At 57.3% G+C, this 12,744-nt stretch carries 8 protein-coding genes and 1 tRNA gene; 4 read left to right on the plus strand and 5 right to left on the minus strand.

Annotation, left to right across the window (positions count from 1 at the left end; translation table 11 throughout):
• Positions 1-76: 76 nt before the first annotated feature.
• Complete coding sequence (gene ggt / locus C7534_RS28375; RefSeq protein ID WP_109787811.1) at positions 77-1,894, minus strand: gamma-glutamyltransferase; 1,818 nt, start codon at positions 1,892-1,894, stop codon at positions 77-79.
• 164 nt (positions 1,895-2,058) lie between these two features.
• Here ggt and C7534_RS28380 point away from each other — a divergent pair, with 164 nt between their 5' ends.
• On the plus strand, positions 2,059-3,168 hold the full coding sequence (locus C7534_RS28380) for a DUF2817 domain-containing protein (protein ID WP_109787812.1): 1,110 nt from the start codon (positions 2,059-2,061) through the stop codon (positions 3,166-3,168).
• A gap of 89 nt (positions 3,169-3,257) precedes the next feature.
• On the opposite strand, the gene C7534_RS28385 is transcribed toward C7534_RS28380, so the two are convergent.
• Positions 3,258-3,334 (minus strand) — tRNA-Met (locus tag C7534_RS28385).
• A gap of 116 nt (positions 3,335-3,450) precedes the next feature.
• Positions 3,451-5,505 carry a methyl-accepting chemotaxis protein gene (locus tag C7534_RS28390; RefSeq protein WP_109787813.1) on the minus strand — a complete coding sequence of 685 codons (2,055 nt, stop codon included), beginning with the start codon at positions 5,503-5,505 and terminating at the stop codon, positions 3,451-3,453.
• Between the two features lie 333 nt (positions 5,506-5,838).
• Between C7534_RS28390 and C7534_RS28395 the strand changes: the two genes are divergently transcribed.
• Positions 5,839-7,056 (plus strand): MFS transporter, encoded by a 1,218-nt coding sequence (locus C7534_RS28395; RefSeq protein ID WP_046030128.1) that lies wholly within the window; start codon positions 5,839-5,841, stop codon positions 7,054-7,056.
• Between the two features lie 160 nt (positions 7,057-7,216).
• Here C7534_RS28395 and C7534_RS28400 read toward each other — a convergent pair whose 3' ends face one another.
• Entirely contained in the window at positions 7,217-8,062 is an 846-nt protein-coding gene (locus C7534_RS28400; RefSeq protein ID WP_109787814.1) for a helix-turn-helix domain-containing protein, read from the minus strand.
• Between the two features lie 83 nt (positions 8,063-8,145).
• On the opposite strand from C7534_RS28400, the gene C7534_RS28405 reads away from it, so the two are divergent.
• A complete protein-coding gene (locus tag C7534_RS28405; RefSeq protein WP_109787815.1) occupies positions 8,146-8,769 on the plus strand; it encodes a glutathione S-transferase in 624 nt (207 codons plus the stop codon).
• Positions 8,770-8,938: 169 nt separating this feature from the next.
• Positions 8,939-9,844 (plus strand): DMT family transporter, encoded by a 906-nt coding sequence (locus C7534_RS28410; RefSeq protein ID WP_109787816.1) that lies wholly within the window; start codon positions 8,939-8,941, stop codon positions 9,842-9,844.
• Between the two features lie 335 nt (positions 9,845-10,179).
• Here C7534_RS28410 and C7534_RS28415 read toward each other — a convergent pair whose 3' ends face one another.
• Positions 10,180-12,552, minus strand: a complete 2,373-nt coding sequence (locus C7534_RS28415; protein ID WP_109787844.1) for a TOTE conflict system archaeo-eukaryotic primase domain-containing protein — start codon at positions 12,550-12,552, stop codon at positions 10,180-10,182.
• Positions 12,553-12,744: the final 192 nt, after the last annotated feature.

Consider the following 12,744-nt stretch of genomic DNA (forward strand, 5'->3'; position numbering starts at 1 on the left):
GACAACCGATAAGAATGTGAAACCTGTAAAAAAGGGCCTACCTTGCGGTAAGCCCTTTTTCATTCTCACGTACGAATCAATCCCCCAACGCTTCCCCCTCACGCCGCGGATCGGCCCCTCCGGCCAGCGACGCATTCCCCTGTGCATCCTTCACCCGGACAATCGCCTGGGTGCCGCTGGTCATGTCGATCTCACTCACGCTGTGCCCCTTGTCCTTCAGCGCCTGAATCAGCTCCGCGCTGAACTGCCCCCGTTCCAGTTCGGTCGGGCCGTTGCGGCTGCCGAAGTTGGGCAGGTTGATGGCGGCTTGTGGGGCGAGGCTCCAGTCGAGCAGGCCGAGGGTGGTTTTGGTGACGTACTCGATAATTTGCGAGCCGCCGGGAGAGCCGAGGGTGGCGAGGAATTCACCGCTCTGACGATCGAAGATCAGGGTCGGCGCCATGGACGAGCGCGGGCGTTTGCCAGGCTCGACTCGGTTGGCAACTTTTTGCCCGTTTTCTTCGGGGATGAACGAGAAGTCGGTCATCTCGTTGTTGAGCAGGAATCCCTGGACCATCACGTGCGAGCCAAAGGCCGATTCAATGGTGGTGGTCATGGATACGGCGCCGCCTTCGTCATCCACTGCCACCACTTGTGAGGTGGAAATGCGTAGCGGTGAACGGTCCGGTGCATAGGCGACTTGAATGCCTGGCGGGGTGCCGGGTTTGGCCGTGCCCATGCTGTGGTCACCGATCAGGGCGGCGCGGCTGGCCAGATAAGTTGGGTCCACCAGCCCTTTGACCGGCACGGGCACGAAGTCGGTGTCGGCGACGTACTGTGCGCGGTCGGCGTAGGCCAGGCGCTCGGCTTCCGAGATCAGATGCACGGCTTCGGGGGCGGGTTCGGTGCCTGCCGGTTTGTCAGTCCTGACCGGTTTTAGCGGCGCGAGGGCAAAGCGTGGGTCGCGGTTTTCCAGAGCCTGCAAGGTGCCGAGGATCTGCGCCACGGCGATCCCGCCGGACGATGGCGGCGGCATGCCGCAAATCTGCCAGCGTTTGTAATCGGTGCACAGCGGCGCGCGTTCCTTGGCCTTGTAGCCTTGCAGATCGTTCAGCGACAGGCTGCCGGGGTTAGCGTGGCCCTGAACCTTGGCGACGATCTCTTGCGCGACAGCGCCTGTGTACAACGCGTCAGGCCCTTCCTTGGCAATGCGTTTCAGCACCGCGGCCAGTGCCGGATTCTTCAACAGCGTGCCGGCAGCTTTCGGGCTGCCATCCGCGTTCATAAAGTAGGCCACCATGTCTGGCGAACTGCGCATGGACGCATCCGAAGCGATCAGTTGATGAAGGCGCGGCGAGATGGCGAAGCCTTGCTCCGCGAGTTTGATGGCCGGCTCGAACAGCTTCGACCACGGCAGGCGACCGTGTTTGCGATGGGCCAATTCAAGCGCCCGCAACACGCCCGGCGTCCCCACCGAGCGCCCCCCGATCTGCGCCTGGGTAAACGCCATCGGGGTGCCGTCGGTCTGTAGGAAAAGCTTCTCGGTGGCGCCGTGCGGTGCGGTTTCGCGACCGTCGAAGGTGCGCACCGCCTTGCCATCCCAGAGCACGATCAACGCGCCGCCACCAATGCCGGAGGATTGCGGCTCGACCAGCGTCAACACCGCTTGCATCGCAATCGCAGCATCAATTGCCGAACCACCCTGGCGCAGCATCTCCCGGCCGGCTTCAGCCGCCAGTGGATTAGCCGCTGCTGCCATGTGTCTGGACGCGTGGCGGGTTTGCAGGTCGGTGCGATAGCCAGAGGCGACTTCCGGAGCGACAGGCAAGGTCAAGGAGGGCGGAGAATGACAAGCAGCGAGGGTTAACGCGGCGGCGATCAACGAAAGGGTTGAAAGGCGAAGGGTTGAGAACATGTTGGGGCACTCCGTCCGTGGGAAAGTTACCGGGACTTTATCGGCCGACTCGGCATGGCGCAAACCAAGGCCTACAGTAAAGCTGCATTTGCCCTTCAGGAGTCGAAGGATTTTCTGTAGGGTCGAGCGCAACAGATTGGCCAGAAGATCAACAAGAGGCAGACATGCAGACCGAGTTCCCCACCCAGCCAAGTTACCGCACCCAGCGCGAACAGTTCATCGCGGCAGCCACCGCGGCCGGTGCGACGTTGACCGAGTACCCGCATCCGCTCAAGGGGCCTTTCGGTGAGTCGTTGAGCACCGATGTGGCGGTGCTGGGCGATCCGGGCGCCAAGCGGTTGCTCATCGCGTTGAGTGGCACCCATGGCGTCGAAGGCTTCTACGGGTCGGGTTGCCAGATCAAATGGCTGCAGGAGTTGGGCAAGCGCTCACTGCCGACTGACGTCGCCGTGGTGTTCATACACCTGATTAATCCTTGGGGCACCGCGTGGCTGCGCCGGGTCAACGAGGACAACATCGACCTGAACCGCAATCACCTGAACTTCGAGCGTGCGTTGCCGGACAATCAGGCTTATGCAGCGCTGCATGAGATCTATGCCTGCACCGAACTGCAAGGTCCTGAGCGTGAGCGTACCGATGCCTTGCTCGACGAGCAGATTCGCCAGCATGGCTGGCCGGCGGTGATGTCGATTGTCGAGGGCGGTCAGCACAGTCACCCTGATGGCCTGTTTTACGGCGGGCTGGCGCCAAGCTGGTCGAACCGCACATTGCACGCGATCATGCAAAAGCACATGGCCCATGCCGATGTGGCCATGTGTTTCGACTTGCACACAGGGGCCGGTGAGTACGGTCATCCGATGTTGCTGACGATCACCGAAACGGCTTATCCGGCCCTTCCAGACGCGCAGGCCATTTACGGCCCATGGCTCTATACGCTGCTGACCGGCGCCGACACATTGAGCGAAACCGGCGTGGCGGCCACGGCGACCGGCTACACCTCGCAGGCGTTGGTCGATGCCTTGCCCCACGTACGGCTGATGCCGTTTGTCATCGAGTGTGGGACGTATCCGGGCGCGGACGTGCATCGCCATTTGCGCGATGACCACTGGCTGCATCTGCATGGTAATCCGAGTGATGCCGTGGGGCGCGGGATCAAGCTGAATCTGCTGGAGCAGTTCTATCCGGCAGACAGCGACTGGCAGGCGATGGTCTGGCTGCGCACCTGGCAGATTTGGGAGCGGGCGCTGTCTGCACTGCCGACGATTCGCACCTGACGCGGATGACCTTGAACCCTTGCGGTTCAAGGTACTTTTCTCGAGGCATAAAAAAACGGCCTACCTTTCGGTAAGCCGTTTTTAGTACTTGGTGGCTACACAGGGACTTGAACCCCGGACCCCAGCATTATGAATGCTATGCTCTAACCAACTGAGCTATGTAGCCAAGTGGCGCGCATTATTGGCTTGGAACGATGATGTGTCAAGCGTAAATCTAAAATATTTCTCTACGCTTTCAACCGCTTATCCTCCTGACCCGAAAAATCGGGCCAGGGGAGGGTGTTAACCGAGCTGAAATCTCCCGGTATTTGCGCTCAGGGCCTTGCTGCCCTGGCTCAAGGTATCTGCTGCCAGGTTCACCGCCCGCGCGCCTTCAAGCAACCTCACTGCCGCCTGATCGACTTGCTGGATGTTGCCGCTGACCTCATCGGCGGTACTGGCCTGTTCTTCCACGGCGGTCGCAATCTGCGCCAGAGTGTCAGTCACGCCTTGCACCGCATGGGCAATTTCGCCAAGGCGTTCGCCCAGGCCGGTGACCGACTGGGCATCACTTTGTGCCTGGCTACAGGCTGCTTCCATCAGGCTGACCGCCTCATTCACGGTACTGCGCAGGCTGTCGACCGTGCCGGCGATTTGCGCGGTGGAAGACTGGGTGCGTTGCGACAGGCTGCGCACTTCATCGGCGACCACGGCAAAACCGCGACCTTGTTCGCCTGCGCGAGCCGCCTCGATCGCAGCATTGAGTGCCAACAGGTTGGTTTGTTCGGCGACCCCGCGAATGGTGTCCACCACCAACTGAATCTGTTGCCCTTGTTCACTGACCCTGCCCAGTGCCGCGGCGGTGTCGTTCAAGCGTTGATTGAGCTGCTGAATGCTGGCGGTCGTGCGCTGACTGTCTCGACTGCTGTCGGCGGCAATGCGCTGGGTGTGCTGAGCGCTGCCTGACGCCTGTTCACAGCTCTGGGCGACCCCTTGAGAAGTAGCCGCCAGTTGCGTGGCCGCAGCGGCGATCTGGCTGATTTGCAATTGCTGCGCTTCGACTTCGCCGAGTGCGCCACTGGAGTGCTGATTGAGCGTGCGTACGGCGTTGCTCACTTGCAAGGTTTCGTGATCGACCCCCAGCAAGCTGTTGCGCAATTGCACCACGGCGACGTTAAGGGCGGTGCTGATGGCCGCCAGTTCGTCACGGCCCTGCACCGGGGCTTGCAGGCTCAGATTGCCGTCACGCAAGGCTTCGGCCAGCAGCGTGATACCGCTGGCGCTACGACGGATCGAGGCTTGCAGGCAGATAAACAGGTACAGCGCGGCCAGGAGCAGACAGCCAAAGATGGTCGCCACCACAATGAATTGCCGAATCGCCGAGCCGTGGTAGTAATACAGGCGCTGATCCAGCGACGTCAATGACTGCTGGCGCAACGCGGCGAGGTCGGTGAGCAGGGCGTCCAGGTTGCGTTCGAACTCTTCCGGCTTGAGCGTAATGCTGCCGCCGAACACCCCGTCATCCAGGACTTTCAGGCTCGCGTCCAGGTGTTTCAGGTTGTCATGGTATTGCCCGGCCCAGCTTTGCAAAGCACTTGGCAGGCGGGCTTCCAGGAGCGTGGCGGTTTTCACCAGTTGCTCCCGGGCATCACCGATACGGCTGCGCAAATCACGCAGTTGCAGACGACTTTGCAACGTGAACTGTCCCGAGACAACAGACGCCTGACCCACGCTGGCCAGGCGGCCGACCCGTTCGATCAGGTCAGGCGCGTGTTGCGTCGAGATCTGCGTCAGCAGGTAGGTTTCCAGCCAGGGCGCGAGTGTCAGGCGATTGTCCATGGCGATCTGTTCACGCAGGGCTTGCAGTGCGCTCAAGGCGTTGGTGAAACGGTCGTAACCGTCTGGCCACCAGCCAACACTGCTCAGGCTTTTCGAGTCCAGGCCATTGAGGGCAGTTTGCAGGGCTTGATACCGGGTCAGCGTCTCGCCCTCGGCCCCTTCGGTTTTCAGTGCATTGCCCAGGTCCGACGTGGCTTGAGCGACGGCAGGCTGAACCGCATCAAACGCGCCCATCGCGGCGATGGTCGCCGGCGTCGGCTGGCGATTGGTTTCCGTGGCGCGCCAGCGAGCAGCGCGATCCCGCTGGGCGGCGAGCAGGTTGTCGAGCGCATCCAGCGCGAGCAACTGACGCACACCGGCACGTTCGCCGGAGATCAGATTGAGTTTGTCGCGATAATCCTGACCAATCATCCACAGGCTGCCCGTCAGCGGCAGGATGAACAGCAGAAACAACAGCTGAAATTTGCGTGCGAAGCCAAAACGCCCCAGCAACCCGATCCCCGGTGATAAAAAAGACATGCCCCATGACTCCTCTGGACACCACGCACCATCGGCGTGCGTCGAGGTCATTGCGACCGCGACATGTGCCCTTTTAAAAGGCCTCGAAAGTTCACCCTCGCCAGCTCTGTAGGCCGACTCTGTAGCGAAACTTCCCATTCTCGGTCCTCTTTGTAAGAGGCCCGCGTTGAAGGTGTTAAACAAGGCAAGATTCAGACCATGGCGTTGCGCTATCACCTATCGGCCGATGAAAGATTAGTTCGTTAGCTGGCTAAGGGGATGGCGTTGTCGCACCGAAAAATGGCACATTGATGCACCTGCCCGCATGCACCCATCTGCTATACGGAAATACTCATGGCTATCAGCACTACCCAGACCGGCACGACGTCGGCTCCCGCGACTTCACAAAGCAGCCCTCTAGTCATGCGCATCATCGGCGCGGTGGCGCTGGCGCACCTCATCAATGACCTGATCCAGTCGGTGCTGCCGTCGATTTATCCGATGCTCAAGGCCAGCTATGGCCTGACCTTTACCCAGATCGGATTGATCACGTTGACCTTCCAACTGACCGCTTCGCTATTGCAGCCGTGGGTCGGTTATTACACGGACAGACATCCCAAGCCCTGGCTGCTGCCCGCTGGCACGGTGTGCACGCTGATCGGCATTTTGATGATGTCGGTGGTTGGCACCTTCCCGTTGATTCTGCTGGCGGCGGGGTTGATCGGTATCGGGTCGTCGACCTTTCACCCCGAAGCATCTCGCGTGGCGCGACTGGCCTCGGGCGGACGATTTGGCCTGGCGCAATCGACCTTTCAGGTGGGCGGTAATGCCGGCTCGGCGTTCGGTCCGTTGTTGGCGGCGGCGATCATTATTCCTTATGGCCAGGGGCATGTGGCCTGGTTCGGATTATTCGCGGTGTTCGCGCTGTTCGTGCTCTACCGGATCAGCCGCTGGTACGCCAACCACTTGAGCCTGTTCAAGCTCAAACAAGGCCAGGCGGCGACTCATGGCCTGTCCAAGGGGCGGGTGACCAGTGCGCTGGTGGTGCTCGGTTTGCTGGTGTTCTCCAAGTATTTCTACATGTCCAGCCTCACCAGCTACTTCACGTTCTACCTGATCGAGAAGTTCGACCTGTCGGTGGCCAGTTCGCAGTTGCACCTGTTCCTGTTTCTGGGCGCGGTCGCGGCGGGGACCTTCTTTGGTGGGCCGATTGGCGACAAGATCGGGCGTAAGGCAGTGATCTGGTTCTCGATCCTGGGTGTGGCGCCGTTCACGCTGTTGCTGCCGCATGTCGACCTGTTCTGGACCAGCATCCTCAGCGTGATCATCGGTTTCATCCTGGCTTCGGCATTCTCGGCCATTGTGGTTTACGCGCAGGAACTGGTGCCGGGCAATGTCGGAATGATTGCCGGCGTGTTCTTCGGTTTGATGTTCGGCTTTGGCGGGATCGGCGCGGCGTTGCTCGGGCATCTGGCGGACGTGCACGGCATCGAATACGTGTACTTCCTGTGCTCGTTCCTGCCGTTGTTTGGTGTGTTGGCGATCTTTTTGCCGCGAACCAAAAAGGCCTGATAGCTCACCGTCCTGTAGGAGCAAAGCTTGCTCGCGATGGCCGTTACGCGATTTACCATTAGCACCGCGTTATCGTTCATCGCGAGCAAGCTTTGCTCCTACAGGCGCAAAAAAGCCGCGTATCAAACGCGGCTTTTTCTTGGGCGGGTGTTTTACAGGCTCAGGCACTGCTATTGCGGAAACTACCGGGTGTGATGCCCACTACTTTTTTGAACGCTCGGGTCATGTGGCTTTGATCGAAGAAGCCGCAGGTGAATGACGCTTCTGCGAGACTGGATCCGGTGCGCAGCAGTTTTTGGACCTGGGCGATTCTTTTCTGAATCTGATAGCTGTGGGGCGAGACGCCAACGCTTTTTTTGAACACCCGGATCAGGTAAAGAGGGTCAAGGTTCACCAGTTGCGCCAGTTCTTCCAGAGACAGATGTTTGTCGAACTCGTCTTCGAGCTTCCTCTTGATCCTTTGCACGGCGTGCTGCTCAACCGCACTGACGGGTTCGATGGGCGCTCCGCTGCGCTCGAAGAGCTGCGTCACCAGATCCAGCAGGATCGTTTCCCGTTCAAGGCTGGAGGGCGATTTTTCAATGATTTGATGTTGATGCAAAAAGGTCCGGGCGAAGTCGGGGGCCTGGCTCAGCGCTGTTTGAAAAAGATGAATATGATCGTCTGAAAAACGCCCTTGAAACACCATCCGATTGACCCATTCGGGGTCGATATAGAGCATTCGATACATCCAGCCCTCATCATGGCCTGGCAAGCCGTCGTGGATCTCCCCGGGGGTAATGGTGACCACACTGTCAGCGACGCCCATGTAGTAACTGCCGCGATAAAAAAGTTTTTCAACCCCGCTACTTATAACGCCGATAGCGTATCGGTCATGTGAATGTCGGCCGAAAGATTGAGTGCTGTAACGCGCAGATAGCAACTCACAGTCGCCTTCGGGTATACGCCAGAATTGAACAAAGTCCTTGTCTTTTTGAGGGGCTTTGTTGCGGCGACTTTTGTCCATGAATTGTCCAGTTTTGTGCAATACGTATGAAAAAAAGGTCGCTAAATTTAGCACCTGTTTCATAACACAAGCTAGGGGGTACGATGTCTACAAAACTGGTAGTTGGGGATTTTAATAAGTCTTCATGGTCATTTCGTGCGTGGCTGGTTCTTGTGACAGCGGATGTTGAATTTGAAACCCTTCAGATCAAACTGGAACAAAGCGACACCCGCCAGCGCATTCTGGAGCACTCGCCTTCCGGCAAGGTGCCGGCGCTGCTGCTTGATGATGTCGTCATCACCGACAGCCTGGCCATCAGCGAATACATTGCCGATTACTGTCCGGCCGCCAACCTTTGGCCCCGGGATTCAAGGGGCAAGGCTCTGGCACGCGCTGCTGCGGCAGAGATGCACTCCGGTTTCATCCACCTGCGCACGCAGATGTCGTTTGGCCTGAACACAGGCGACATCCCGGAAAGCCTGACCGCTGAGACGGAAGGGGAAATCATGCGGATATTCGCTATCTGGAACCAGCTCCGTGAGGTGAGTGGTTCAACAAAGTTTCTCTGCGGTGACTTCGGCATTGTGGATGCGATGTTTGTTCCGGTGGTGTTCCGCTTCCGTCGTTATGGTATTGCCATCCCTGCGCAACTGCAGGGCTATGTCGAAAATATTCTGGGTTTTTCACCGGTACAACAATGGTTGAAGTTGGCCGCGCAAGAAGTTTAAAGAGAGGTATTGTTGCTAACGCTTAATGCCAATTAATAGTAAGTGCATTTTGGCACATGGCAGAAAAGACCTTTGGGGATTTTCTGCTTTGTCGAATCTGATAGTTGCTCACCTGGGGAGTTGTGAGTACTCATAAAGTTAATGCCGGTCTTTATCAATGAGGTTTCTCATGGCGACTAATAACAATCGGGCAATCATTGAATTGACCGTCGGTGGACTGATGCTCAGTCTGTCTGCTCTAGCCGTCGCTTTCGCCCATATCGGCGCGGGTGGCGCAGGGTTCTATCGGATGGTGTTCGCCTCGATCCTGTTCTTCCTGCTGCTCAAGGTGCGCAAAACACCGGTGCTCCTCAAAAGTGCCAAGGCGCAGCTGTACACCGCGTTGGCTGGGGTGTTTTTGGCCATTGACCTGGTGCTTTGGCATCAGAGCATCTATATCGTCGGCCCGGGCATCGGGTCGATCCTGACCAACTGTCAGGTGTTCTTCATGACCCTGTTGGGGTTGTACCTGTTGAAGGAAAAACCTTCGATCTACTTCCTGGTCTCCATTAGCTTGGCATTTGTCGGGCTCTATCTGTTGTTGCTACCCGAGATGACCAGTGCGGTAGGGATCAAGGGCGTGGTGTATGGCGTGCTGTCGGGGCTGGCGTATGCCATCTGTGTGTATTTTCTGAAGATCAACACCCAATTGCCGGACGGCGGGGGTGACAAGATCGCACAGATGCTCAATTTGAGTCTTTGGGCGGCATTGGTTCTGCTGACATACGCGCTGGCAACTGGGGAAAGCCTGGCCATCGTGGATGGGCAAACCTTGCTGATGCTGATCATCTACGGGGTACTGGTGCAGTTTGTCGGCTGGTTGCTGGTCAACCGTTCGATCGGAGCAATCAGCCTAGGGTTGGCCGGTCTGATCCTGTTACTGGAGCCGGTGATCACCTATTTCATTGATGTCACCTTTCTCGGCAAGGCCAGCTCCACGCTGCAGATTTGTGGCGCGCTGCTGACTGTCTTTGCGGTTTATATCGGTTCAATCAAACCCCCTGAGAAAGCGCAGCCTTTGCCCGAGGCGACCTGACAAAAGGTTTATCACTGTGAGCCGTGACCCCGGTCAATACGTTACGCGCAGGCCCGCAAAGTTTGCGTGTCGTCGAGGAGAATGGTGATCCCAAGACGCAAAAATCCCCGTATCAGCAAGTGATTACGGGGATTTTCAGTCTATCGGGTTCCGTGTTAATCCACGGTCACCGTTACACGTTAAACCAGAAGTCATGGGGTGCAGACCTTATAAAGTCTAGGCTTTAGTACGGGTAAATTTACGTCATACCCGGTTTAGCGCCCGGTTTTGAAGCTGTATATGATTTTACTTTCACAGCGGTTGCGTTGCTCTCTGAACCGTCAACCACGTTAGAGTTAGAGTAGGTCCAAGGTGGCCATGGAGTCAGCCATACGGTAGCCCATCGCTTTGTAACCTGCCTGGCGCTTATCCCACATCCTCATCAGCGCGACATTACCCCCGTCAACGAAGTCGATCACTCGCACGTCGGCCTTATCGGTATGCGATCGATGCAACCGCCCCGCATATTGCTGAAGGATTCCCTTCCATGAGATGGGCATTGCCAGTACCAGCGTGTCCAGCGGCGGGTGATCGAAACCTTCACCTACTAGTTTTCCTGTTGCCAAGAGCACCCGTGGAGCATCAGGGGGAAGGGACTCAAGCTCATGCATACGGGAAATGCGCTGTTTCTTGGGCACTCGCCCATGAAGCGTGAAAAGGTTGTGCACGCGCTGCTTCAATTCTAATTCAAGGGCGTCCACATGTTCCGTCCGCTCCGTTAGCACTAGAACTTTTCTACCCTCGCTGTACGCCAGCTCAATCTCCGAGACGATTTTGGCTGTCCGCTCAGAGTCGTCGGCTAGACGCCGAAATATGTCCTGAATTCCAAAACCGTCGGGGACCACTATTGGTTTGGACAGCAATCGAGGCACGACAGATAGGTCATGAGGCGCATTCGCTGGTCGAGCAGCAGAATGTCGGATCGGTCCGCACTGCATGAAAATAATGGGCTGCTGCCCATCTCGGCGCACAGGGGTTGCCGTGAGTCCCAGCACGTACCGCGCGGTTGCGCTCCTCAGTAGTGCCTCGAATGACACTGCTGATAGGTGATGACACTCATCAACGATGATTTGGCCGTAGTTTTTTACCTGATCGCTGATCTCGCCTTTTCGCGATAAAGACTGCATTACGGCAATGTCGATGATGCCGGTAAGCTTCGCTTTTCCGCCCCCAAGAGTTCCAACGACACCATTCCCGACTCCCAAGAACGCCTGCAAGCGCTCTTGCCACTGCCTTAACAATTCCGTCCGATGCACAAGCACCAATGTGTTAACGCCACGTTTAGCAATCAAGGCAGCAGCACTCACCGTTTTACCGAACGCTGTCGGCGCGCAGAGGATGCCGGTGTCATGACTTAGCATTGTGCTGATCGCATCTTCCTGGTCGGGGCGCAGGGTCCCGAGGAAGCTCACGTCGATGGAATTGCCTGCGAAGCGTTCATCTTGAAAAACTGGGGTAATGCCGTTTTCTCTTAAAAGCTCCAGCACAGCATCCAAGCAGCCACGTGGCAGTGCAATATGTTTGGGGAAATTCTGGGCACAGCCGATGACCCTTGGCTTGTTCCACACCGACATACGCATGGCCTGAGCTTTGTAGAATTCGGGGTTTTGAAACGCAGCGAGCCGGACAAGCTGGTTTGCCAATGGCTGTGGCAATGCCGTTTTTTCAAAGTAAATCATGTTAGCCAGCGTGATGTTGGCGGACGCCGGTAACGGGCATGTCAATTTGCTTGATCTTGAGTCCCGACCTTTCCAAGGTTCTGCATCGCCTTCGTCATCAATATGGGTGACACCTATAGGATCCCGGTTACCCATCGCCTGGGTAACAACGGCCTGGATATCCTCTGGGTTCATCCGCTGAACCGATGCCAGGAAGGCCCACTGATCGGGATGAGGTTCAAGCGTGTCGTCTACAAAAACACTGTTGTTTTTGGCCCTGGCTCGCTTTTGCAAAGGGAGCGCGATGAGGTTCCCGAAGCCGCCCTTAGGCATATAGTCCTGATTTGGAAACAGTCGATCATAGGAGCTGAGCGCCAATTGGCGCGTGCGTTCACATGCATGACTGATGATTGCCGCACCGAGGCGGCGCGCATCATGAGCAGGGACATTTCGCTCGAAAAAAATCCAGCAGTGGGCCCCGTTACCTGAGCGCGATATTTCCAGTGCCACTGGGACGTCCAGTTCATGGCACGACTGAGCAAAAGCTTGGGTATCATCACGCCATTCGGCTTCATCGAAGTCGACAGCCAGAAAATAACAGGTGTCATCAGGAAGCAAGGGGTAGATACCAACAACCACTTCACCTGCTAGATGGCGATAGACCACCTCATCGGTCAGCGGAAGTAGCTGACGGTTACCGCAGTCGCCACATTTAATTCGGGGCTTCTCACAAACGCCAGGCTTCCATTCGTTTGCGCAAGCGGGTGCGTACCCTGATTTGCCTGCCTTGCTTTCCCAGCGGGTTGGATAAACGTCCGTCCTACCGCGAAACAAACTTCGGAATAGGGCAAGCTTTCCTTCAGTATCGAGTTGCTGTGATGGCTCTGCTTGGACAATCGCTATCTTGACTGGCTCAGCAGGCGGGCGCCAATCGATGCCATGAGCATCCAGCAAGGCAACTAATCTTGCATTCTCAGCCCTTAGCTTCGCCACCAGACTAGTGTCTATCACCACCTTCAGCCTCTACGTCTCAGATGAAGCTTGTAGCCTTGAGCTACAAACCCTCAGTCCATCAGTAAAACATAGGTTATCACTACAAGGTTTGGTTCAGGGGGCTCAAGAGGCCCGCCCTAACTACAATCAAATCGTTGGCTGGCGCAACCCGCCGGGGAGGGATATAGAACGCGCAGTTGCTGACACTCG

This window comes from Pseudomonas sp. OV226 (assembly GCF_003148705.1).
In the GTDB taxonomy this organism is placed as follows: Bacteria; Pseudomonadota; Gammaproteobacteria; order Pseudomonadales; family Pseudomonadaceae; genus Aquipseudomonas.